The sequence below is a fragment of the Chromatocurvus halotolerans genome, from assembly GCF_004340525.1.
Taxonomy (GTDB): Bacteria; Pseudomonadota; Gammaproteobacteria; order Pseudomonadales; family Halieaceae; genus Chromatocurvus; species Chromatocurvus halotolerans.
Window position 1 is genome coordinate 201,225 of the sequence record NZ_SLWX01000001.1, and the last position, 24,549, is coordinate 225,773.

At 62.6% G+C, this 24,549-nt stretch carries 19 protein-coding genes and 1 tRNA gene; 12 read left to right on the forward strand and 8 right to left on the reverse strand.

Features of this window, described 5'->3' with window-relative positions:
* The first annotated feature begins 62 nt into the window (after positions 1–62).
* Positions 63–722, forward strand: coding sequence for a type II secretion system protein GspG (locus EV688_RS17330; RefSeq protein ID WP_162883853.1), 660 nt, complete (start codon positions 63–65; stop codon positions 720–722).
* Positions 723–729: 7 nt separating this feature from the next.
* Here EV688_RS17330 and EV688_RS00935 read toward each other — a convergent pair whose 3' ends face one another.
* Positions 730–2,466 carry an SLC13 family permease gene (locus tag EV688_RS00935; RefSeq protein ID WP_117316450.1) on the reverse strand — a complete coding sequence of 579 codons (1,737 nt, stop codon included), beginning with the start codon at positions 2,464–2,466 and terminating at the stop codon, positions 730–732.
* Positions 2,467–2,521: 55 nt separating this feature from the next.
* The gene (locus EV688_RS00940) at positions 2,522–3,853 is read right to left on the reverse strand and encodes an MgtC/SapB family protein (RefSeq protein WP_207895400.1); all 1,332 of its coding nucleotides are present in this window, start codon (positions 3,851–3,853) and stop codon (positions 2,522–2,524) included.
* A gap of 91 nt (positions 3,854–3,944) precedes the next feature.
* Between EV688_RS00940 and EV688_RS00945 the strand changes: the two genes are divergently transcribed.
* From EV688_RS00945 to EV688_RS00965, 5 genes are all read left to right on the forward strand, one after another.
* The gene (locus EV688_RS00945) at positions 3,945–4,316 is read left to right on the forward strand and encodes a VOC family protein (protein ID WP_117316454.1); all 372 of its coding nucleotides are present in this window, start codon (positions 3,945–3,947) and stop codon (positions 4,314–4,316) included.
* 109 nt (positions 4,317–4,425) lie between these two features.
* Positions 4,426–5,610: a hydroxymethylglutaryl-CoA reductase gene (locus EV688_RS00950; protein ID WP_117316456.1), complete on the forward strand. Its 1,185-nt coding sequence runs from the start codon at positions 4,426–4,428 to the stop codon at positions 5,608–5,610.
* 18 nt (positions 5,611–5,628) lie between these two features.
* Positions 5,629–6,072: a hypothetical protein gene (locus EV688_RS00955; RefSeq protein WP_117316458.1), complete on the forward strand. Its 444-nt coding sequence runs from the start codon at positions 5,629–5,631 to the stop codon at positions 6,070–6,072.
* A gap of 54 nt (positions 6,073–6,126) precedes the next feature.
* Positions 6,127–7,545, forward strand: coding sequence for a M24 family metallopeptidase (locus tag EV688_RS00960; RefSeq protein ID WP_117316460.1), 1,419 nt, complete (start codon positions 6,127–6,129; stop codon positions 7,543–7,545).
* A 52-nt stretch (positions 7,546–7,597) separates the two neighbouring features.
* Entirely contained in the window at positions 7,598–8,761 is a 1,164-nt protein-coding gene (locus tag EV688_RS00965; RefSeq protein ID WP_117316461.1) for an alanine racemase, read from the forward strand.
* A 51-nt stretch (positions 8,762–8,812) separates the two neighbouring features.
* On the opposite strand, the gene EV688_RS00970 is transcribed toward EV688_RS00965, so the two are convergent.
* Complete coding sequence (locus tag EV688_RS00970; RefSeq protein WP_162883854.1) at positions 8,813–9,250, reverse strand: universal stress protein; 438 nt, start codon at positions 9,248–9,250, stop codon at positions 8,813–8,815.
* A 230-nt stretch (positions 9,251–9,480) separates the two neighbouring features.
* On the opposite strand from EV688_RS00970, the gene EV688_RS00975 reads away from it, so the two are divergent.
* A tRNA-Thr gene (locus EV688_RS00975) sits at positions 9,481–9,557 on the forward strand.
* Positions 9,558–9,569: 12 nt separating this feature from the next.
* On the opposite strand, the gene EV688_RS00980 is transcribed toward EV688_RS00975, so the two are convergent.
* Positions 9,570–10,001, reverse strand: coding sequence for an Lrp/AsnC family transcriptional regulator (locus EV688_RS00980; RefSeq protein WP_117316464.1), 432 nt, complete (start codon positions 9,999–10,001; stop codon positions 9,570–9,572).
* A 119-nt stretch (positions 10,002–10,120) separates the two neighbouring features.
* On the opposite strand from EV688_RS00980, the gene EV688_RS00985 reads away from it, so the two are divergent.
* The 4 genes from EV688_RS00985 to EV688_RS01000 all read left to right on the forward strand — a co-directional run bounded on the left by EV688_RS00985 (position 10,121) and on the right by EV688_RS01000 (position 16,025).
* The gene (locus EV688_RS00985; protein WP_117316466.1) at positions 10,121–11,221 is read left to right on the forward strand and encodes a saccharopine dehydrogenase family protein; all 1,101 of its coding nucleotides are present in this window, start codon (positions 10,121–10,123) and stop codon (positions 11,219–11,221) included.
* On the forward strand, positions 11,218–12,741 hold the full coding sequence (gene amaB / locus EV688_RS00990; RefSeq protein WP_117316468.1) for an L-piperidine-6-carboxylate dehydrogenase: 1,524 nt from the start codon (positions 11,218–11,220) through the stop codon (positions 12,739–12,741). The genes EV688_RS00985 and amaB overlap by 4 nt, the downstream gene beginning before the upstream one ends.
* A 37-nt stretch (positions 12,742–12,778) precedes the next feature.
* A complete protein-coding gene (locus EV688_RS00995) occupies positions 12,779–14,980 on the forward strand; it encodes a thiamine pyrophosphate-dependent enzyme (RefSeq protein ID WP_117316470.1) in 2,202 nt (733 codons plus the stop codon).
* 67 nt (positions 14,981–15,047) lie between these two features.
* Positions 15,048–16,025, forward strand: coding sequence for a threonine ammonia-lyase (locus EV688_RS01000; protein WP_117316472.1), 978 nt, complete (start codon positions 15,048–15,050; stop codon positions 16,023–16,025).
* Positions 16,026–16,029: 4 nt separating this feature from the next.
* On the opposite strand, the gene EV688_RS01005 is transcribed toward EV688_RS01000, so the two are convergent.
* The 3 genes from EV688_RS01005 to EV688_RS01015 all read right to left on the reverse strand — a co-directional run bounded on the left by EV688_RS01005 (position 16,030) and on the right by EV688_RS01015 (position 20,869).
* Complete coding sequence (locus EV688_RS01005) at positions 16,030–19,128, reverse strand: efflux RND transporter permease subunit (protein WP_117316474.1); 3,099 nt, start codon at positions 19,126–19,128, stop codon at positions 16,030–16,032.
* A gap of 1 nt (position 19,129) precedes the next feature.
* Positions 19,130–20,257, reverse strand: a complete 1,128-nt coding sequence (locus EV688_RS01010; RefSeq protein WP_117316476.1) for an efflux RND transporter periplasmic adaptor subunit — start codon at positions 20,255–20,257, stop codon at positions 19,130–19,132.
* A 216-nt stretch (positions 20,258–20,473) separates the two neighbouring features.
* Positions 20,474–20,869: a 3D domain-containing protein gene (locus EV688_RS01015; RefSeq protein ID WP_205686568.1), complete on the reverse strand. Its 396-nt coding sequence runs from the start codon at positions 20,867–20,869 to the stop codon at positions 20,474–20,476.
* Between the two features lie 179 nt (positions 20,870–21,048).
* Here EV688_RS01015 and EV688_RS01020 point away from each other — a divergent pair, with 179 nt between their 5' ends.
* Entirely contained in the window at positions 21,049–23,199 is a 2,151-nt protein-coding gene (locus tag EV688_RS01020; protein WP_117316478.1) for an FAD-dependent oxidoreductase, read from the forward strand.
* A gap of 48 nt (positions 23,200–23,247) precedes the next feature.
* On the opposite strand, the gene EV688_RS01025 is transcribed toward EV688_RS01020, so the two are convergent.
* Positions 23,248–24,489 carry a threonine synthase gene (locus EV688_RS01025; RefSeq protein WP_205686569.1) on the reverse strand — a complete coding sequence of 414 codons (1,242 nt, stop codon included), beginning with the start codon at positions 24,487–24,489 and terminating at the stop codon, positions 23,248–23,250.
* Positions 24,490–24,549 lie beyond the last annotated feature (60 nt).

Consider the following 24,549-nt stretch of genomic DNA (forward strand, 5'->3'; position numbering starts at 1 on the left):
ACGGCAAATGCGTGCGCTATACTGCGCCAGACACCATTTCCCGGGCAACGGCGGATACCCACATGCGACTCCTGACACGACTCTTCGCTCTCGCTTTTCTCGGCGGTTGCAGCAATCTGCAGCAGCAGGCGCAGGACTCACTCCTCAGCACGCTCCCGGACAAGCGGGGTGTGACCTACGACAATGTACGCACCTACCCGGGTGGCGTGGTTTGTGGCGACTACACGGCGAGCAGCGTGATGGGCTACACCCAGCGCACGCGGCCCTTCATCTACCATGACGGTCGCGTGTTCAACCAGCCCGGCAAAGACGAGGTTGCCATCTACTGCACGAAAGCGCCGGTAAAAGCACTGCATGAGCGCCTTGGCATAGGTCCGATGACGGCTGAAAACGCAACGCTGCAGCAGATCTACCGGGACATGAGCGCGCTGCACGACGCCCTGGAAGCCCATATCAACGCGCGCGGCGATCTGCCCGCTGATGCCGCTGGCCTGAACGCACTGACTCCGCCCGAGGGAGACTATCTCGACAACATACCGCTTGATCCCTGGGGTCGCCCTTATCACTACGAACGCAGCCTCGGCGGTCGCGTACGCGCCACCTATGAGCTATACACGCTGGGCGCGGACAATCAGCCGGGAGGCAGCGGTCCGGATGCCGATATCCGGCGCGAGCATCTCGGCTTCCTGAAGCGAGTTGCCAGCATGCAGAAACCCGACTGACGGGCCACTAGTGGGCCGGTAGGAAGGGAAAGACCCGCGGCAGCAGAAAAAGCACCGTCAGACTGTAGGCAACCGACAGCGGGAATCCATAGCGAAAGTAGTGCGCCAGCGTATACCCGCCAAGGTTCTGGACCATCAGGTTGGTCGTGTAGCCATACGGCGTGAGAAAACTCGCGCTGGCACCGAATGCGACCGCCATGGCGAAAGGCATCGGGTCCACTCCGTAGCTTTGCGCCAGCCCGTAGGCGATGGGAAAAACCAGCGCAGCGGCGGCATTGTTGGTCATCAACTCGGTCATGAGCAGGGTACCCAGGTACACCCCGACCAGCGCAACATAGGGCCCCTGCCCATCCAGGCCGCGGTGTAACAGCTCTGCCAGCTCATTGACCAGCCCGGTATTGGACAGCGCCTGGGACAGGGTCAATGCAGAGGCGATGATCAGCCAAAGACTGAACGGGAAGCGCCGCGCCAGTTCACCGCTGCGCACAATCCCCAGGCCCAGCATGGCCACCAGCAGAATCGCCACGCCCTTGATCAGAGGCACTATGTCAAGCGCTCCGAGTGCCACCACCAGGAGCAGGCCGACGCTGAGAACGATGTCGTGGGCGGTGCTCGTGCGACTGCGGATGCCGCTCTGGTCAACGACCAGGAAATTCTTGTCCACGTTGCGCCGCGTCGCGAAATCCGCGCCGACAGCCAGCATCAGGCTGTCGCCAGCCTGCAGCGTTATGCCGCCGAGTTTGCCAGACAAGCGCTTGCCGCCCCGACGCATGCCGACAACCGCAGCATCGAACAGAGAGCGGAATCCACTTTCCTTGATGGTCCGGCCCTCGACCGTAGCGCCGGGCAGAAGAATCACCTCGGTAAGGTTGCCGCGCAGCAGCCCCTCCTGTGTCGCAAACAGTCTGAGACCGGAAAATCGCTCCAGCAGACTGACCTGGCTGATGTCTCCGGAAAAAATCAGCTTGTCGCCGGCTTCAATCACCTCCTGGGGCGCCACCGGTGAGACAAGGTGCTCGTCGCGCACAATCTCCACGAGGAACAGTGCCTCCAGATCCCTCAACCCGTTGTCGGCGATGCTGCGCCCGACCAGCGGTGAACCTTCACTGACCTCGGCTTCTACCAGGTATTCATTGACGTTAACTTCCTCGGTCGGGTTTTCCGGCAGCCAGCGCGAGAAGACAATCATCACGAGCAGCCCGACCAGCGTGGCGGCGCCACCAACAGGCAGGAACGCGAAGAAGGAGAGCCCCGCACCTGTGGCGTCCTCGTAGAAACTGCTGACAATAAGATTGGTCGACGTGCCGATCAGGGTCATTGTGCCGCCGAGAATAGCCGCGAACGATAGCGGCATGAGCAGTTTGGAGGGCAAATGGTAACGACTGGTGCGCACGCTGTTCGCCAGCGTCGCAACCACTGCCGTATTGTTGACAAAGGCCGAGAAGACGGCGGTCACAATGCCTAGCCTGAGCAGGCTGCGGCGATACCAGGCATTGACCAGACCGGCGGAAAGCCGCTCAAGCCAGCTTAGCTTCTCGAGTCCCACTGATACCAGCAGCAGGAGGATGAGAGTGACCAGCCCCGTATTGGACGCCTTGCCAAGCAGTTCCTGGGTGCTGACGAGGCCGGCGAGGTAACACACGCTCATCGCCAGCGTGAACAGCCAGGCCGGAGACACGCTGCTGAAAATGAGCCCGGAGAAAAGGCAGAGGAAGACTCCTGCAATCAGCAACTGCTCCAGCATAGTCCGGGCTACCCGATGAAAGAGCGCAAAGCATACGCGGTGCCCGCCCCGGGACTCAAGCCAGCGCCGGAATTGCCACCGCAAGCCCGGAGAGCGCGCTCGCAACAAGCACGCCTGCAACACGAACTCCGACCGCCCTGCCGCCGATCACGGCGGCCATAACCGCTTTGGTCAGTGTGTTCGCCGCGGCGGCCGTCACGATACCGAGAACCGCAACGGGCAGCGCGACATCCTTCAGGGACATGCGTGACAGCGACAGGGTGATGGCATCGACATCGGTAATGCCGGAGGCAGCGGCCAGGGCGAGCAGACCGGCATCGCCAAACAGATGTCGCAGCGCTTCACCCAGCAACATGACCAGCGCCAGCAGCGCGCCGAACGCCAGCGCAGGACCGAGTTCGAACGGATTTTTCAGGGGTGATGCCATCGCCACGGCCTCGCGACGGGTTTCCCGCCAGAACCAGAGCGCTGGAAGATAGACCACCACAGCCATCACCAGAGCGGGAAGCAGAAGCGGTTGCAGCAGCGCCGGATTCAGCACCGACGCCACCACCAGCATGCGCGGGAACATGGTGCCACAGGCGAGGAGAATCGCCGTTGCCAGCAGCTTTGCGGTATCAGGCTCCCGCCGGCCCGCGCGCGCAAACTGCAGCGTTACCGCAGTGGATGATGCGAGCCCGCCAAACATGCCGGTAAAGAGCGTACCGTGCCGGGGGCCGCCAATCTGCACCGCAAAGTAGCCGGCCGAGGAAATCGAGGCGATAAGCACCACCATCCACCAGATAGCGTGGGGATTCAGCGCCTGCCACGGACCGTAACCTCGGTCGGGCAGTAACGGAAGCACCACTACGGAAATCAGCAGCAGTTTGAGAACGGCGCGCAGTTCAACCCGCTGCAGGCGGCCCAGCCAACCATGCAGGAGGGTCTTGTAGCTGAGGAGCAGCGCGGCCACCACGGCGGCCGCAGCGGCAAGCCCGGGATCGCCGGCCGCCGACAGCCCGCCGAGCGCAAAAACCAGCAATGCCGCCGCCACACTGGTCACGCCGTGATCGCTGTCCTCATGGCTTTCCAGAAAATGCGCCGCCAGCAACATGACCGCCAGCGCGAGAAACGCCAGTCCGAACACGGTACCGCCGAAGCGCGCGGCGAGGAGTCCGCAAACGCCGCCCAGCAGGCCAATGACACCGAATGTCCGCAGGCCGGCCATTCGGCCGCCTTCCCGGATATCGCGGTGAGTCCAGCCGCGTTCAGCACCGAGCAACAGGCCGATTACCAGGGCAATGGCCAGTCCCATGCTCTCTGTCTGAAAAAATTCCATGGCCATCATCATCGCCTCCAGGGGCAGCGCTGTCCACGGGCTTACCGGCACGTGCGTACAGACCGCCAACCCGCTTTGCGCTAGACTGCTGCGACAACGCGACGAGCCAACTCCGGTCGTTGAACACAACCCGCACAGCAGATACCAGGAGAGACAGCAGATGATCGGATACGTCACCGTTGGCGTTACAGACATGGACAAGGCCAAGGCATTCTACAGCGGTGTGCTCGCCGACCTTGGTGCAAAGGTCCTGATGGAAATGGACCGCATCGCCTTCATCGGCAAGAGCATGAGCGAGCCAATGCTCTCGGTCTGCATTCCCTACAACGGAGAGGCGCCGAACCCCGGCAATGGCAATATGCTGGCAATCACTGCCGGATCCAAGGAAAACGTCGATGCGCTCCATCGCAAGGCGCTGGAACTGGGAGCGAGCGATGATGGCGCGCCGGGCCAACGTATTCCCGACGTATTCTACGGTGCCTACGTGCGTGATCCGGATGGCAACAAGATCGCGTTCTTCCACTTCGGTTGAGCGCCTGCCACCGGCGGCAGCGTGAGTCTGCCTGCGGCCGGTGGCTGACAATATTGACGGTTCTGCGACCCTTGCGTACCGTGTCAACGGATAACAACGGAGAGCCTTCGTGAGCAAACGCATCCCGAGATCGCCCGATAACGACTACAGCCCCGACATCATTGCGGAACGTCAGGCCTTTATCGAGGAAAACACGCCAGCCAGACTCCATCACACCCGTCAGTTTTCTTTTGAAGCCGATGCCATGGCCGGCAACATCGAGAACATGTTCGGTGTCGTACAGGTTCCCATCGGTCTTGCCGGACCGCTGCTGATCGACGGCGAACACGCCAAAGGCGAGTTCTACGTGCCGATGGCGACCGTCGAAGGCACGATGCTGGCCAGCTACAACCGCGGTATGAAGGTGATCCGGGAAAGTGGCGGCGTCATGACAACAGTGGCCGGCGAAGCCATGCAGCGAGCGCCCTGCTTTGTCTTTCGCAATGCCCGGGATGCGAGGGACTTCGAGCACTGGCTGGTGGACAACTTCCAGAAAATAAAGGCCGTTGCAGAGACCACGACATCGGTCGGCAAGCTGATCGAGATCGAGCACTACAACGCCCACAATTTCATTTACACGCGCTTTGACTACACCACCGGCGATGCTGCGGGCCAGAACATGACCAGTCGCGCCACGTTCGTCGCCTGCGAATGGATTCGGGAAAACTACCCTGCACTGAAGAACTACCTGCTTTCCGGTAACTTTGATACGGAGAAACGCACCTCTGCGGTCAACTCGCTGAAGGGCCGTGGTCGCCGCGTGACCGCGGAAATCACCGTCCCCCGGGACGTGCTCGAACGCAATCTGCGCATCACGCCGGAGGCCATGCATTATGGCCAGGGCATTACCACCCTGGCGTCATTTCTCAGCCATTCCTCGAACAATGCAGCACACCCTGCGAACGGACTGGCCGCGCTGTACCTGGCTACCGGGCAGGACATCGCCAATATCGGCGAGTCCAATCAGTGCACGGTCTACAACCGGGTCACCCGCGAAGGCGACTACTTTTTTTCTGTCACGCTGCCGGCACTGATACTGGCAACCTACGGCGGTGGCACCAATCTGCCGACCCAGCGTGAATGCCTGGAAATCATGGATTGTCATGGCAAAGGCAAGGCCTACAAGCTGGCAGAGATTGCCGCGGGCCTGGTCGTAGCCGGAGAGCTGTCTCTTGGCGCCGCGACGCGGGTCGACAAGAAAACGCGCCAGAACGAGTGGGTGGATGCCCATGAGCGTCTGGGGCGCAATCGCTGAAGCGGCGGTATAGGACGCGTGTTCTGGCTGGCTTTTTCGATCCTCGCTCTGCTGGCGGCGGCGCTTGTGGTTTACGCTGCCAAGCCCAAAAAAAAGTCGGTTTATCCGGCCCGGCCGAAAAAGCCTGTCAGGAAGCCCGGGCCAGCAACCTCGCGCGCGGTCACCCGGCGCACAGCGGTGCCCAGCGGCGAGCCTTTCGAGGCAGTATCGATCGTGCCCGGTCTGGTGCCCTGTCCCGAGGCGCGGGAACTTCGGGACCACCGCTTCCTGATCGGTCAGGAACCCACCCTGCCCCTGGCCGGGTGCAGCTCGAAGCGCTGTACCTGCCGCCTGCGGCAACATCAGGATCGCCGCAATGGTGGCGATCATGCAGACCGCCGCCTCGGTCTTGGACTACCGACAGCCATTCACCGGGCAGAGGATCGCCCCGAAAGACGTCGACATCGTGAGCGACGCCGATAACCCACGGCAACAACCCCATAACCACACGCCAGCGTGTAGCAAAGGAAACAGAAAATGAGTCACACAGCCCGACAGAAAATGCATCGTACTCCCATGATTGCCGCAGTGCGCCGCGCGCTGTCACTGTCCTGTGTCGCAGCGGCAGTCCTGGCAGCGCCGATGACCGGCCTTGCCCAGAATACCGGGAGCCCCTACAAACCGGGCTTCGTTATACCCATGGAATCCGCGTTTGTCCCCGAAGAGCGGGTGCTCACACATCGCGAGCAGGCTAAGCTGGTGCGCGGCTGGCTGGAGAAGCGCTTCGAGACGATCCTCCCGGAGATCATGCGCCGCGAGGGCATCGACATGTGGATCATCATCTCGCGCGAATACAACGACGATCCCGTGTTCCGCTCGCTGGCGCCGTTTGAGACCTACTCCTCGCGTCGCCGAACCATACTGGTCTTCCACGACCGCGGCGAGGAAGAGGGCGTCGAGGCACTCTCCGTGGGTCGCTTTGACTACCAGAACCTGTATACAGTGGTGCCGACGCACAATGAGAAGCAGTTCGAGGGGCTGCGCGAACTGGTGAAGGAACGCAACCCCGAGAGGATCGGCATCAACATGTCGGAGCGCTGGAACCATGCTGACGGGCTGACGGCCACGCAGCGCGACGCCCTTTTCGCGTCGCTGGAGGACTACAGCGACCGCATTGTCAGCGCGGAAATGCTGGCCGTCGGCTGGCTGGAAAAGCGACTTCCCGAGGAGACCGATGCCTACCGCCACATCATGCGCGTGGCACACTCCGTCATCGGCCGTGCCTTTTCCAATGAAGTCATCGTCCCCGGCGTGACGACCGCCGATGACGTGCGCTGGTGGATGCGCCAGCAGGTTGCCGAGTACGGCCTGGAAGGCTGGTTCCACCCCTCGGTCGGCATTCAGCGCAAGGGTGTTGACGGCAAGTTCAGCGGCGATGCGGTCATCCAGCGCGGCGACATGCTGTGGACGGACTTCGGTATACAGTATCTCGGCTTTGCCACGGATACCCAGCATAACGCCTACGTGCTGCGCCCCGGCGAGGTTGAGCCACCAAAAGGCCTGAGAGACGGTCTGCGCGCCTCCATGCGCCTGCAGGACATCACCCTGGCAGAATCCCGCGTGGGACGCAGCGGCAACGACGCCCTCGCTGCGTCACTCGCGACAGCACGCGACGAGAACCTGGATGCCACCATTTACTGGCACTCCATTGGCTACCACGGTCACGCGGCCGGCGTACCCCTGGGCATGACCGACTACCAGGGCGGCGTTCCCGTGCGTGGCGAGCTGCCCTTCCGCGCCAACACCTGGCATTCGGTGGAGCTGAACGTGACCCACCCGGTACCCGAGTGGGACAACCAGCCAGTCCGGTTTTCCATGGAGGAAGACGCGGTGCTGACCGATGACGGCTGGGAATGGGTGCTTGGCCGGCAGGAATCGTTCTACCTGATCCGCTGAGACGCGGGTGTCATTGTGGGGGTGAATCCGGCCCTTAGAAGGAGTACGCGGCATGACGCACCCCGGCACTGATACCCGGTCGCTCAGCGACCTGACCACACCCTGCCTGCTGCTCGACCTGCAGCGTATGCGAAAAAATATCGACAGACTCGCCAGTCATATGGCGAGCCTGAGCGGCACCTTGAGACCGCACGTAAAGACCAACAAATGTATTCAGGTGACCCAGGAAATCATCGCCGCGGGTCAAGTCAACGGCATCACCGTCTCGACCCTGCAGGAAGCGGAATACTTTTTTGCGCACGGCTGCAGCGACATCCTGTACGCGGTAGGCATTGTCCCCGCAAAGCTGCCCGCGGTTGCGGACCTGACCCGACGCGGTTGCCATCTGAAAATTGTGCTGGATAGCGTGGAGATCGCCGAAGCCGTTGTCGCCGATGCCGAGAAGCGCCAGGTCACCCACCGGGTAATGATAGAGCTGGACAGTGACGGGCACCGCTCGGGCGTCCGCTTTGACGACGACCGCCTGCTGGACATCGCGCGAATCATTGCTGACAGCCCCGACTGCGAACTGGTGGGCGTGATGACCCACGCCGGCGAATCCTATCACTGCCGGGACGCGCAGTCCCTGCTGGCGCTGGCCCGCCAGGAGCGCGATACGAGCATTGCTGCCGCGGAACGCATACGCGCGGCGGGTATTGCCTGCCCTGTGGTGTCGATCGGATCCACCCCGACCGCGCTGGCCATCGATCACCTCAACGGCGTGACAGAAGTCCGCGCCGGCGTGTATGTGTTCTTCGACCTGGTCATGGCGGGCATTGGCGTGTGCGATACGTCCGAGATTGCGCTGTCGGTCCTGGTCAGCGTGTCAGGCCACCAGAAAGAAAGAAACCTGACGATCACTGACGGCGGCTGGATGGCCCTGTCCCGCGACCGCGGCACCCGGGGCCAGGCTGTGGATTACGGCTACGGCGCCGTGCTGGACAGTGAGAGCCGACCGGTGGAAGACCTGGTGGTCTCAGGTGCCAGTCAGGAGCATGGCATGATCAGCCGGCGCGCAAGCGTTTCTCCCCTTCCCTACGAGCAGCTGCCGCTGGGTGGCCTGCTGCGCATCCTGCCCAACCACGCCTGCGCCACCGCCGCCCAGTTTGATGAATTCGTCGTTGTCGATGACAACAACCGCGTTATCGACCGCTGGTCGCGCACTCGCGGCTGGTAAGGGTCGAATCTGCGTTCCTGCCGCAGCCGTTGCAAGCGCGGTGCAGGGCGTTCAATGCACCAGCACGACCCGACACTTTGCACTGTGCAGCACCTTGTTCGATACGCTGCCGATGATCAGACCTTTCAGGCTGCCCAGGCCGCGACTGCCGAGAACTATGGCCTCGACCTTGAGATCCTCTGCTGCCGTCACGATCGCCATGGCAGGCGGCGTCCAGAACAGGTGGTGCCGGAACTGGATGCCCGGTTTCTTCACCGACGCCTCGGCCTCCGCCAGAATCCGGCGTGCATCCGCCTCGACCGTTTCCCGGATCTGCCCGCCTGCCCCGCCCTGGGTCCAGAGCCCCACATGTCCCTCGAAGGGCGGCACTTCGGGAACATTGAGGAGGTGGAGAGTCGGTGACTCGCCCGAGATCAGTTCACTGGCAAGATCCAGCGCTGCCCGGGAATGGTCGGAACCGTCTACCGGAACCAGAATCGTGTTGTACATCAGGCCTCTCCTGTCCTTGCCGTGGCAGGTTTGCCCGGCGCGGCCTCCGGAGAGGCCTCCTGTCCCTTTCTGGCACATAGCCTAACCGCGCCGCAGCGCGGCGTCGATACCGGTCGCCGGGGCAGACCGGGGTCAGAGCCGCAGGCCACCGCGTGAAAAGAGACGATGCACGAAAGCGACGGAGCGCTTGTCAGGCATGGGCGCTTTCATTAGACTGCGCAGCCGGTGTCGCCGGCATAGCTCAGTTCGGTAGAGCAACGCATTCGTAATGCGTGGGTCGGGTGTTCGAATCACCCTGTCGGCACCATATCCGGTACCCTCACCGCTCAAACTTCGTCGACAGGACCACGCTGGTCAGCGTGCTCTCAACCCCATCCAGTTCACGAACCCGGTCGAGAACCTCGTCCAGGTCCTCGGTGGAATCCGCCTCCGCCACCACAATCAGGTCGTAGATACCGCTCACCGCGTATGCACGCAGAATGCTGGACATGCGGCGCAGTTCCCGGATCAGGCTGCTCGACTGTCCGGTAGAGACGTTTACCATAATGTGGGCCCGCACGCGACGGCGTGTCGCTTCCTCCCCGAGCACCACCGTATAGCCTCGGATGATCCCGCGCTGTTCGAGGCGCTCAATGCGATCGGTCACCGTGCTGCGGGACACCGCAAGCCGTCGCGATAGCTGGGCGATGGTCACCCGGGCGTTCTGCTGCAGATGCTGCAGCAGCGCATCATCAAGATCCTTGCCTGGCATAATGAGGGTGTTTCCGGCGTTCTGATGGTTTTGTCTACGCAAATTAGCAGCTTTGCGTCTGTTTTTCGACGTTGGCCACCGATAGTCTGGGGCCAGACATCGAATCCGGGAGAGTGGACATGAAAAAAATCATACTGGTAGGCGCGGGAAAAATCGGCGCCGTGATCAGCGAATTCCTCGCCGCGAGCGGGGACTACAGCGTCACCGTCGCGGATGTCAGCGCGGATAACCTGGCGACCCTGCCGCCACACGACGCCATCACCAGCCTTGAGGTCGATGTCTGCGATCACGCCGCGCTGACCGATGCCATGCGGGGCCACTTTGCCGTGATCAACGCGCTGCCCTACCAGCTGACCGCTGCTGTTGCCCGGGCCGCCGCCGATGCCGGCATTCACTACCTTGACCTCACCGAGGACGTGGCCTCGACGCGTATTGTGCGTGAGCTGGCGGAATCCGACGACCGCGCGTTCATCCCCCAGAGCGGTCTCGCCCCGGGTTTCATCACCATGGTCACCTACGACCTGACGCGAACCTTTGACAGCCTGCAGAATGTGCACATGCGTGTCGGCGCACTGCCCCGCTATCCGTCGAATGCCCTGAAATACAACATCACCTGGTCCGTGGAGGGCCTGATCAACGAGTACTGCGAACCCTGCGAGGCCATTGTCGAAGGTGAGCTGGTCAGCGTACCCCCGCTGGAGGAACTGGAAACCTTTTCACTGGATGGCATGGACTACGAAGCCTTCAACACCTCGGGAGGTCTGGGCACCCTGTGCGAGACCCTTGCGGGCAAGGTGCGCAATCTCAACTACCGCAGCGTTCGCTATGTCGGGCATCGTGACATGATGAAGATGCTGCTCAACGATCTGCGCCTGAAGGACAGGCAGGACCTGCTGAAGGAGTTGATGGAACAGGCGCTGCCCATGACCCTGCAGGACGTGGTGCTGATCTTTGTCACGGTGAGCGGCACGCGCAATGGCGTCTTCGAGCAGCAGTCCTATGTCAACAAGGTCTACGGGCGTGAGATCAACGGCCGCCAGCGCAGTGCGATTCAGATCACCACCGCCTCGGGCGTCTGTGCGGTGCTGGACCTGCTGGCGGATGGCACGCTGCCGCAGCGCGGCCTCATACGACAGGAAGATATTCCCTTCGATGCATTTATCCGCAACCGCTTTGGCTGTAACTTTGCACAGGAAACGTTCACGGAGATTGCGGCATGACCTATCACGGCAACACCAGCGAAGACCTTCGCGCTACGCTCGACAGGCTCGGTGTCAGCGCAGAGAGCCTGAATGATGGCGACCTTGTCGTGACGTCGCCGATCGATGGCCATGAGCTCGCGCGGCTGCCCCGCAGCAGCGAGAAGGACGTCGATGCCGCCATTGCCAATGCAGTTACCGCATTCGACCACTGGCGCCAGGTGCCGCCGCCGCGGCGCGGTGAGCTGGTAAGGCTGCTGGGCAACGAACTACGGGCACACAAGGAAGACCTTGGCCGACTGGTCACGCTGGAGTGCGGCAAGATACTGCAGGAGGGTCTGGGCGAAGTGCAGGAAATGATCGATATCTGCGACTTCGCGGTCGGCCTGTCCCGGCAGCTGTACGGTCTGAACATCGCCTCGGAGCGACCCGGCCACCGCATGCAGGAACTGTGGCACCCGCTCGGGCCCGTCGGCGTGATCAGCGCCTTCAACTTTCCGGTGGCCGTGTGGTCGTGGAATACCGCCCTGGCGCTGGTCTGCGGCGATCCCGTTATCTGGAAGCCCTCGGAAAAAAGCCCGCTGACAGCGCTGGCCTGCCAGCAGCTGCTGGAGAATGCCTGCGCCGGGTTCGGCGACGCGCCAGAGCACCTGGTCCAGGTCCTGATCGGTGAGGAAGCGGTCGGGAGTCAGCTGGTGAATGACGGGCGTGTACCCTTGATAAGCGCCACCGGCAGCACGGCAATGGGACGCGAGGTGGCTCCGGCGGTGGCTGCGCGCTTTGGCCGCAGTATTCTGGAGCTGGGGGGCAACAATGCCATTGTTGTCGCACCGTCTGCCGACCTCGATCTGGCCGTGCGTGCCACGGCCTTCGGCGCCGTCGGTACAGCCGGACAGCGCTGCACCAGCACGCGACGGGTGTTCCTGCACCAGAGCATTCATCAACGCGCTGTCGATGCGCTGACAGCGGCCTACGCCCGGGTTCGGGTCGGCGATCCGCGGGATGCCGAAACGCTGGTGGGCCCCCTCATTGACAGCGCGTCACTCGACGCCATGCAGCGCGCCCTGACCGCGGTCAGGGACGCCGGCGGTGACGTCATCGGCGGCGACAGGGTCGAGGTTGCCGATTGCGAGGACGCCTGCTACGTCACCCCGGCACTGGCGCTGATGCCGGCCAGTCTGACCAGCGTGCAGGAGGAGACATTTGCCCCCATACTCTATGTCTACGCCTACGAGACCCTTGAGGAAGCGATAAACCGGCAGAACGATGTGCCCCAGGGTCTCTCGGCCGCCATCTTTACCACGGATATCCGTGAAGCCGAGCTGTTCACCTCGGCGGTGGGCGCCGACTGCGGCATCGTCAACGTCAACATCGGCACCAGCGGTGCGGAGGTCGGCGGAGCATTTGGCGGCGAGAAAGCCACCGGCGGCGGGCGCGAGTCCGGCTCGGACGCCTGGAAGGGCTACATGCGCCGCATGACCTCGACGGTGAACTACTCCCGGGAACTGCCGCTGGCCCAGGGTATCCGCTTCGATATCTGATGCGCATGATCCGCTACCCTTTCGAAAGATGGCGGGCATGACGCCCTCTGAACGCCTGCATCAGGCCTTCATCGCCTGCGTCAGCGAGGGTCGCCTGCCAGCACCATCCCGGCTGGATACCGTCCTTGGCGATGACGCACTGCTGGGGCTGTTTCAGGACCAGACAAGCAGTCGCCTGCTGGATATTGTGTCACGCCGCATGGCGCGCAATCGCGAGAGCTTCTACACGATCGGCAGCGCGGGACACGAGGGCAATGCGGCGGTAGCGGCAGCGCTACGCATCGACGACCCGGCGTTTCTGCACTACCGGAGCTGTGCGTTCGCACTCGCGCGGCATCGCCAGCAGCCCGTCGGCGACGCTGTGCGAGACGCCCTCCTTGCCTTCACCGCCAGCGCTGAGGATCCCGTCTCCGGTGGCCGCCACAAGGTCATCGGATCACGGGCGCACTGGATTCCACCGCAGACCAGCACCATCGCCTCGCACCTGCCAAAAGCCATGGGCACGGCGCACGCCCTGGGGCTGTACCGACGCGTGGCACACCGCGATGTGGGCCTGGCCGCGGACAGCCTGGCGATCTGCAGTTTTGGCGACGCCTCCCTCAATCACTCCACGACCCAGGGCGCACTCAATACGGCCGCCTGGGCGGCGTTCCAGGGCTCGCCCATGCCCCTGCTGCTGGTCTGCGAGGATAATGGCATCGGCATATCGACGCCGACGCCAGTGGGCTGGGTCGAGGCCAGCGTGCGGGCGCGTCCCGGTATCCACTACATCAGCTGTGATGGGCGGGATCTGCTGGATACTTACCGCGCGGCCTGCCTCGCACGCGATCATGTGCGTCTGCATCGCCGCCCCGCCTTCCTGCATTTCCGCACCGTGCGTCTGCTGGGTCACGCCGGCACGGACGCCGAGACCGGCTATCGCAGCGCCGCGCAGATCGCTGAGGACGAGGCGCAGGACCCACTGCTCATGACCGCGAGCACGCTGATTGACCGCGGGCTGATGACGGCGGCCGCTATCGTCGACAGCTACCGGCGCGAGGAGCATCGCATCGAGACGCTGGCAAAGGAGGTTGCCACCCGGCCAAAACTGACGACCAGCGCAGACGTCATGGCGAGTCTGCTGCCGATGCCGCACAATGCCCCGGCGCCGCCACTGCCGGATGAACCGCTTCGCGCCGCACTGTTCGGCCGCGACGCCCGCCAGTTCGACCGACCGCTGAGCCTGTCGCGGCACATCAACCTCGCCCTTGCGGACCTGATGCTGCAATACTCCGATACCCTCGTCTTCGGCGAGGACGTCGCGAAAAAGGGCGGCGTCTACGGTGTCACCCGCGGACTCCTCGACAAGTTCGGCCCGGCGCGGGTTACCAACACACTGCTCGACGAGCAGAGCATTCTGGGGCTCGCCATCGGCCTCGCCCAGTGTGGCTATCTGCCGATCGCGGAAATCCAGTATCTTGCCTACCTTCACAACGCCGAAGACCAGCTGCGCGGTGAAGCGGCCACCCTGTCCTTCTTCTCCAACCGTCAGTTCAGCAACGGCATGGTGGTGCGCATCGCCGGGCTCGCCTACCAGAAGGGTTTCGGTGGCCATTTCCACAACGACAACTCCATCGCGGTCCTGCGCGACATTCCCGGTCTTGTCGTGGCGACACCCAGCTGCGGACGCGACGCCGCGGGGCTGCTGCGCACCTGCGTCGATCTCGCCCATCGCGAGCAGCGGGTTGTCGTCTTTCTCGAACCGATCGCCCTGTACATGACCACCGATCTGTTCAGCCCCGGAGACAATCTCTGGGCCGCGCCCTACCCGTCGCCCGCCGCACAGGAGCACATTGCACCGGGCAGCGTACACGCCACCGACGGTGGCAGCGCGCTCGCCATTGTGAGCTACGCCAACGGCTACTACCTGTCGACGCAGGCGGCACAGACACTCCGGGAGGAGGACGGCATTGATGCCACGCTGGTAGATCTGCGATGGCTGCAGCCGCTACCGGAGGCGTCGTTGCTCGAGGCGCTGCGCGACTGCGAGTGCGTTCTCATCGTCGACGAGTGCCGGCGATCCGGATCGGTCAGCGAAGCGCTCATGACCCTGCTGCAGGAATCGCTGCCCGGGGTGCGCGCGGCGAGAATTACGGCGCTGGACAGCTTTATTCCTCTGGGCGATGCCGCCTACACAGTGCTCCCCGATCGCGAGGGAATCGTCAGCGCGGCACGCCAGCTGCTGAGCGGCAGCCCCTGAATGGTATGATGGCCGCTTCCCCCGTCGCGTGGGACAGCTGCTGACAACACCAACAAAAAAGGAACGCATGATGGACGTCACTCCCGCAGATCTGCGGCTTGCACGGGATCGCCTGCGCGATCATGCCGTGGTCACACCGCTGATAGAGAACAATGAGCTGAATGCCAGGGTCGGCGGGCGCGTCTTTCTCAAGGCCGAAAACCTGCAGCGCACCGGATCCTTCAAATTCCGCGGTGCCTATAATCGACTGTCCCAGATCACGGCGGACCGGCGCGGCGCCGGCGTTGTCGCCTGGTCCTCCGGCAACCACGCCCAGGGTGTGGCGGCGGCTGCACAGATCCTCGGCATTCCCGCCACCATCGTCATGCCGATGGATGCACCCGCCATCAAGGCCGACAATACCCGGCGCTACGGCGCAACCGTGGTCGAATATGATCGCTACCGGGAAAGTCGCGAAGACATTGCACGCGGGATAGCGGCGAAGAGCGGCGCCGCACTGGTGCCCTCCTACGATGACCCCGACATCATTGCCGGGCAGGGCACTGCGGGGCTCGAGATTCTCGACCAGGCGACGGAGCGCGGCGTTCAGCTGGCACAGCTTCTGGTGTGCTGCAGCGGCGGCGGACTGGTAAGCGGCATCGCCACGGCTTTCTCGGAGGCGTCCCCGGACACCGCCATCTATGCCGTGGAGCCGGAGGCCTTCGATGACACCGCCCGATCTCTCGCCAGCGGGCGGCGGGAGGAAAATGCGGCGCAGGCCAGATCCATCTGCGACGCACTGCAGACGCCGACACCGGGCGAACTGACCTTCAGCATCAACAGACGACTGCTGGCCGGTGGTCTGTCAGTGTCGGATGCCGAGGTGCGCGAGGCCATGCGTTTTGCCTTCCATCACCTGAAACTGGTGGTGGAACCCGGCGGAGCCGTTGCCCTCGCGGCGCTGCTGCACGGCAGGGTCGACGCGACAGACCGGGTCACCGGTATCGTGATTTCCGGTGGCAACGTGGATCCGTCGCTGTTTGCCCAGATCCTCACAGAGCGATGACCGCTCAGGCCGTGGATGCCTCGCCAGCACGCGTGGCCGCAAGATCCCGACCCAGGTAGAGGTAAACGGCCGGCAACACATACAGCGTGAACAGCGTGCCGATGGTCATCCCGGATGCAATCACCATGCCCATAGAGAAACGGGCCGCGGCTCCGGGCCCGTCGGCCATCAGCAGCGGCAGCATCGCCAGCACCAGCGCCGCGGTTGTCATCAGCACCGGACGCAGACGCACGGAGGCCGCCTCCTCAATCGCCTCACGCTTCGCCATGCCCTCTTCCTGCAGACGGTTGGCGAACTCCACAATGAGAATGCCGTGCTTGGAGATCACGCCGATCAGCGTCACCAGGCCCACCTGCGTGTAGATGTTGAGCGTGGCGCCATTCACCTGGAACAGCGCCAGCACGTTGAGACACAGCAGTGCACCGGCGATGGACATGGGCACCGTGACCAGCATGATGAGCGGATCGCGGAAGGACTCGAACTGGGCCGACAGCACCAGGTAGATGATGACCAGGGCGAAGAAAAGCGTGACAACCAGGGCGCTGCCCTCGGTCTTGAACTGCCGGCTTTGACCAGAGTAATCCAGACTGTATTCCCGGGTAAGAACATCGCCGGCGATGCCTTCCAGAGTCGCCAGGGCATCACCCAGCGGTACCCCCGGCCGGGGCACGCCCTCCAGCGTGACAGAATTCAGCTGCTGGAAGCTCTTCAGGGATCGCGGCACCACATCGCCCTCCAGGGTCACCAGCGTGCTGAGGGGAATCAGGTCACCGCTGCCGGTCCGGGTATAGTAGTCGTAGAGATCCTCCGGATTCAGGCGCTGGTCCCGACGTATCTGCGGAATGACCTTGTAGGAGCGGTCCTGCAGGGAAAAGCGCCCGATAAACGCGCCGGATAACAGGGAGCTGACATCATCGCTCAGGGTCTGCATGTCGACACCGAGAAGCGCCGCCTTCTCGCGATCAATGCGGACACGCTGCCGCGGCTGGTCCAGCTGCAGGTTCTGGTCGATAAAAATGAACTTGCCGCTGTCGCGGGCGCGCTTGAGTACCTCCGAGGCACTGTCATACAGCACCGAATAATCCAGCGTGCTCTTAATGACAAACTCCACCGGCAGTACCCCGGGCGACGGCAGCGGCGGCGGATTGACCGCGGTTACCTGGAGTCCGGCAATGCTGCTGGCCGCGGGCTGTATCGATTCATTCAGGACTTGGGTCGCGCTGCGCTCGCGCTGCGCCCAGGGTGTGAAAATGAAGCCACCGAACGCCCCGTTACTGGATCCAGGGCCATCGGTACTCTGTCCGTTGAACAGGAAGTTCAGCGCGATCTCAGGCGTATCGCGGCTGATCTCGCCCAGCGCTGCCGTGTACTTCTCCATGTAGTCGAGGGTTACATAGGGGTCGGCGTCCGCGAGATAGAAAATCAGCCCCAGGTCCTCCTCCGGCGCCAGCTCGGCGGGCGATCTGACAAACAGAAAGTAGCAGGACGCCAGGATGATGGCGCCGAATACCATGATGCCGGCGCGATCATCGAGCACACGGTCAAGGTCGCGCTGGTACACGCGCCGCAGCGCCTCGAAACGCGCATCGAGCCAGCGCTCAAGCCGGTTATCGTTCTCACCCGCATCCGCCGGCAGCAGCTTCGCGCACATCATCGGTGACAGCGTCAGCGCCACCACGCCGGAGATCAGTACTGCCCCGGCCAGCGTGAACGCAAACTCCGTGAACAGTGTGCCCGTGAGTCCCCCGATAAACCCGATCGGCAGATAGACGGCAATCAGCGTGGTCGTCATCGCGACAACCGGCCACGCCAGCTCGCGCGCACCCTTCAGTGCCGCATCCAGCGGCGTCATCCCGTGCTCCACGTGCCGATGTATGTTCTCCAGCACGATAATTGCGTCGTCAACCACAATGCCGATGGCAAGCACAATGGCGAGCAGCGTCAAAAGGTTGATGCTGAAGCCCATGAGCAGCATGAGGAACAAGCCGCCAATCAGTGACAGCGGCACGGCGATGGCAGGTATCAGCACCGATCGCAGCGAACCGAGAAACAGGAAGATGACCACGATGACAATAATCATCGCCTCGATAATGGTGGCCTGAACATCACTGATGGCATTCTCGATGTAGACCGTCGCATCGTAATTGATGGAGGCCTGCATACCCTCCGGCAGACGCGGCTTGATGTCGTTTTCAAACACCTCACGCACGCCGGCGATGACCTCCAGCGCGTTGGCGTCCGTGGCCACGTTGATCGGCACGAACACCGCCTCCTGGTCGATCACCATGCTGGACGTATCGTAGCCTTCAGTACCAAGCTCGACCTCGGCGACGTCGCCAAGTCGTACGATAGCGCCATCCTTTTCACGCAACACCAGCTTGTGGAAAGCATCAACGGTGCTCAGATCGGTCTCGGCCTTGAAATTGATCCGCACCATCGAACCCTTGGTCGACCCCACCGCGGAAAGTACATTGTTTTCCAGCAGTGCCGCCCGGACATCGCTGGCGGTGACCCCCAGCGCGGTCATCTGCTCCTGATCGAGCCAGATGCGCATGGCAAAGATGGCAGTAGTATCGGCGCTGGCCCGCTGCACGCCAGGCAGCGTCGACAGCTTGGGCTCCACCTCGCGAATGACATAGTCTGCCACGCGATTGACCGGCAGCACATCGCTGAAGAACGACAGATACATCGTTCCCACCTGCTCTCCGACGGCAAGGTTCAGAACCGGATCTTCGGAATTCTCGGGTAGCTCATTGCGCAGCTTATTGACCTTGGTGACTATCTGGGTGAGCACCTGGTCAGGGTTTGCGCCCGTGCGCACGTGCGCCGTGATCGTGCTGATGCCGGGACTGCTGTTGGAGGTCAGGTAATCGATGTCTTCCGCCGTTGCAATCTCACGCTCGAGCGGTGTTGTGATGAAGCCTTTGACGAGCTCGGCATCCGCGCCCGTGTAAGTCGTCGATACGGTGATGATGGCATTCTCGATAAGCGGATATTCGCGCACATTGAGATCAAACGCGGCACGCAACCCAAGAAGAAGCAGGAACAGGCTGACCACGCTCGCCAAAACCGGCTTGCGAATAAAAATATCGGTAAATGCCATGTCAGCCGTTATCCGGTTCGGGACGTTCACTCGCGTCCGGCTCGATCGAGTTATCGATCTTCACCGGCACGCCGGATCCCAGCTTCAGGAGCCCGCTGGTGGCAACAGTTTCGCCCGCCTGCAGACCCTCGACAACGGCAATCATGTCGCCGCGTCTATCACCCAGCGTGACAAAGCGCTGCGACACAGTTTGCGTATCCTCGGCGTCTTCCACAACAAACACCGAGTTGCCGTAGGGTCGATAGGAAATCGCGGTTCCCGGCACCACAACCTGCTCCGTCGGTTCACCCAGCGGCAGGGTGAGACGGGCAAACATGCCCGACCGGAGGACTCCGTCGACGTTCTCCACGATGGCCTGCAGTGCGAAGTTTCGCGTTTCGGTTGCGACGGTCGGCGCCACCGCATTGATGGTCGCGGTATAAGAAGTATCAACAATAGCGGGCACCAGCAGATCGATTTGCATGCCCGGCTCAACGCGGCCGCTATAGCGGTCCGGGAGCGTCAGGTCCACATACAGTCGCTCCAGAGACTGCAGCTCGATAACGGTGTCGCCGGCAACAACGTAGTCACCGACGTTGTAACGCCGGATGCCCAGGCGCCCGTCGAAAGGAGCACGCAGGCGCTTCTGCTCGATGCGCGCCTCTTGCGCGCTCACCTGTGCCAGCGCCTGATCGAGTTCAGTCGCGCGCCTGTCAAGTTCAGACCGGGAGATGTTGCGTTCATCGACCAGCGACCTCGCGCGTTCGGACTCAAGCCTGGCAAGTTCGGCGGCAGCCTCCAGCGCTTTCAGCTCGGCCCGATCCGGGGCAGTGCGCAGCTCCATGATCACGTCGCCAGCGGCTACCGAGTCACCGTTATCAAAGAAAATGCGCTCGACGATGCCCGAAACCTCGGTTGCCAGCGCGGCACCGTTAATAGGCGACAGGGTGCCGACCGCGGCTAACGTTGACTGCCAGCTCACGCTTTTCGCTGCCGCCGCGCTGATCGTCACAGTTTGCCGTGGACGATTATCCATGGACTCGTTCATCATTTTGCTGCCATACCACTGCATGGCAAACAGGCCACCGAATACCAGCAGCGTTGCCAGCAGGATGACCCACAGACGGGGACCGAACAGGAGCTTTTTCATGAGTTACCGGCGACTCGTGGTATCGCGTGAATGGGGAACAGTGCCAAAAACGCACCGCAGTCACTCTATGATACGCGGACCCGGGGAATGAACCAATGTTGAAAAACCGTGACGACTCTGCGCAAAACGCACAGGCGCGAGACGCAGATTCACCCCGAGCCGCGCGTTGCTCCTCTCACGGGTGGGACGATACCCCTGCGTGCCATTAATGGAGCATTAATTCCAGTGGATGGTCACTGTCTGCCTGCCCCACTGCCGGGCACGCCGCCTGTCGTTGCCCATGAAGATATCGATTTTCTTCGTCCAGCGTTTGTTCATCTTGTCTCGCACGACGTAGTCGCCATCAAGACCTTCGATGCGCACCCGTGTCCCGTTGCTGAGACCGCGCTCTATGAGATCCCGCGAGACCGCAATCGCCTTCATGCCAGGTTCGAGACGGTCGCCCCAGGCGGCCAGTCCGACATTGCCCTGCTTGGTTTCCTCTTCCGCGAGCGTGTAGGCGGTTGCAACGACCTCCATGGACCGGGATCCCTCCCCTCCGGAGCATGCGCCGAGCCCGAGACCAACGCCGAGAACGAGAACCCGCAGAGTGGCAGCAGGGATTTTTTTCATGGTTTGCGCTTCCTTTTCCGGTTTTTCCCCAGAATACCTGCAGGATTCAGGTGATGACAGGGCATGAGGCGAGCCGTGATAATGACCGAAGGCAGGGTGATCTGTAACGCCTGCCATCTGCGGGCATCTCTATATCCGTATCAGGACATGAACCCCACCGATCACAAGGACGCCCTCTCTTGCAACCGACCCTCAAGAAACTGCTTATCGCCAGCGTCATCGCAGCGGCCATCGCGGCATACATCATCCTCGACCTCGGACGTTATCTGAGCCTTGATTATCTGCAGCAGCAGTTAGGAACCATTCACGCCTACTACGCGGATAATACGCTGCTCAGCTGGGCGATTTTCCTGGTGATCTATATCGGCGTTGTCGCCCTCTCCATTCCCGGTGCGGCCATCATGACGCTGGCGGCCGGCGCCATCTTCGGCTTCACCGCAGGTCTAGTGCTGGTGTCATTTGCGTCGGCCATCGGCGCAACCCTGGCGTTTCTGGTAGCGCGCCTCCTCTTTCGCGACACAGTTCAGCGCCGTTTCGGCGCGCAACTGAAAACCGTCAATGATGGCGTGGAGAAGGATGGGGCCTTCTACCTGTTTACGCTGCGCCTCATCCCGGTGTTTCCGTTCTTCCTCATCAACGTGGTGATGGCGCTGACGCCGCTACGCACCTGGACGTTTTACTGGGTCAGCCAGCTCGGCATGCTCGCTGGTACAGCAGTCTACATCAATGCGGGGACACAGGTTGCCCAGCTGGAGAGCACCAGCGATATCCTCTCTGTCGATCTCCTCATCGCCTTTGCCCTGCTCGGCCTGCTGCCCTGGATTGCCCGCGCCATCGTGCAGCCGCTCCAGCGCGCGCGACTTTACCGCGGCTGGAAGAAACCGTCGCACTTTGACCGCAATCTCATCGTGATCGGCGCCGGATCCGGCGGCCTGGTCAGCGCCTATATTGCAGCCACCGTCAAGGCCAGCGTCACGCTGGTGGAGAAGGATCGCATGGGCGGAGACTGCCTGAATACCGGCTGCGTGCCCTCCAAGGCGCTGATCAGGAGCGCCGAGGTGGCATCCCTGGCGCGGCACAGTCCACGCTACGGCCTGCATCAGCTGCAGCCCGAGGTTGACTTTGCGGCGACCATGGAGCGTATTCAGGCTGTCATCGGAAAAATCGAGCCGCATGATTCCATCGAGCGCTACACGGCGCTGGGCGTGGACTGCCGCCAGGGCACCGCCCGCCTGCTCTCCCCCTGGGAGGTAGAAATCAACGGTGCTGACGGCGTGCAGACGCTCACCAGCCGCAACATTGTCATCGCTTCCGGTGCGGGCCCGCTGGTGCCGACGCTTCCCGGGCTTGAGCAGATTGACTACCTGACCACCGAAACCCTGTGGACGCTGCGCGAAAACCCTGGCCGACTGCTCATCCTCGGCGGCGGGCCGATTGGCTGTGAACTGGCCCAGGCCTTTTCCCGCCTTGGCGCTGCCGTCACGCAGATCGAAATGCTGCCACGCATACTGCCGCGAGAGGATAAGGATGCGGCGGACCTTGTCGCAGATGCGCTGCGACGCGACGGGGTCAACCTGATGCTGGGGCATAAGGCCGTGCGCTTCGCGGTTGAGGATGACAGCACGGTTCTGTACGCGGAATACAACGACAGCGCTGTTCGTATTGAATTCGACAGAGTGCTTGTTGCCATTGGCCGCAGGCCCCACACCGAGGGCATGGGCCTGGAAGCCCTGGGTATCGAAACCGAGGCCAACGGCACACTCAAGCTGAACGAATACCTGCAGACGCGCCTGCCGAACATCTATGCGGTCGGTGACGTCGCCGGCCCTTTCCAGTTCACGCATACCGCGGCACACCAGGCCTGGTACGCCGCGGTGAACGCCCTGTTCGGGCGACTGAAAAAGTTCAAGGTCGATTACTCAGTCATTCCATGGGCAACGTTCACCAGTCCGGAAGTCGCACGGGTGGGGCTTAACGAGCAGGACGCCAACGAGCGCGGTGTCGCGCATGAAGTAACGGTTTACGGCATCGACGATCTCGATCGCGCCATTGCCGACGGCAACGCCGAGGGCTTCGTGAAAGTGCTGACGGCGCCCGGTTCCGACAGGATTCTCGGCGTTACCATTGTCGGCAGCCACGCCGGCGACCTGCTTGCCGAGTACGTACTGGCAATGAAGCACGGGCTCGGGCTGAACAAGATTCTTGGCACGATACACATCTACCCGACCATGGCCGAGGCCAACAAGTTCGCCGCCGGCGAGTGGAAGAAAGCTCATGCACCTCAGGGGCTGCTCAGGCTGGTGGAACGCTTCCACCGCTGGCAGCGCTGAGCAGGGCGCCTTTACCGCCGGCCCCACGCATCGGCGCCGCTCCAGGCATCATGCCGGGGCCAGGGCATCCAGCGGGTTATCGGCATGGCAGTCCAGGTGCCGGTCCACTGGCGGCAGGGGGTACTTCAGCCCGGTGGCACAGTTCCATAGCACGACACTGTCGGCGTCGCTGATCAGGCCCTCCTTGAGCGCCCGCGCACAGGCCGCGGCCGTTGCGGCGCCCTCCGGGCACAGTAGCAGGCCCTCTTCCTGCGCAATGCGATCGCGGGTTGCCATGATGACGTCGTCATCCAGCGCCATGCAGAAGCCGCCGGACTCACGGACTGCCCGAATAATGAGAAAGTCGCCGACGGCGACGGGCACGCGAATCCCGGCGGCGACCGTGTGCGCGTCCTGCCATACCGGCGCGTGCTCGTCGCCGGCCTCCCAGGCTTTGACAATCGGCGCGCAGCCGCTGGCCTGCACCGCTACCATGCGTGGCATCGGGCCGTCGATCCAGCCCATGGCCTTCAGTTCGGCGAACGCCTTCCACATGCCGATGAGACCCGTGCCACCCCCCGTGGGATAGAAAATCACGTCCGGCAGTTTCCAGCCCAGTTGCTCGGCGAGTTCGTAACCCATGGTCTTTTTGCCTTCAATGCGGTACGGCTCCTTGAGCGTGGACACATCAAACCAGTGGAAGCGTGCCTTGCCCTCGCCCACCAGGCGACCACAGTCGTTGATCAGTCCATTGACCATCCAGGTCTCCCCGCCCTGCGCCTGTATCTCGCGGATATTGATATCGGGGGTGTCGTCCGGGCACAGAACCGTTGAGCGCAGACCGGCCCGGGACGCATAAGCGGCCATCGCGGCACCGGCATTGCCATTGGTGGGGATTGCCAGGTGCTGCAGCCCGAGTTCCTTCGCCATGGACACGGCCAGGCACAGACCCCGGGCCTTGAAGGACCCCGTTGGCAGCCGCCCCTCGTCCTTGACCAGCACCCTGTCCGGGAGCGCGCCCAATCCCGCGGCGGACCGTCTCAGTGGCAGGAGCGGCGTCATGACCTCGCCAAGCGATATGCGGTTCTCGGCATGACGCACGGGCAAAAACGGGGCATAGCGCCAGAAACCGGGGGCGGTGGACGCGGCAACGCTGTCGCGCGATACCTCTCTTGCCAGCGCATCAAGATCGTAGCGCACCAGCAGCGGGCGTCCGGCGTCGGAAAGGCCATGGATCTCACCGGCAGCGTAGCGCTTTCCGGTGAGTGAGCATTCAAGGTGTGTAACGTAAGACTCCAGCATAAGCGTCATGTCCGTGTTCTTCGGGGGTCGGCAAATGCTGGATCATACAGGAAGCCTGTGGGCGACTGA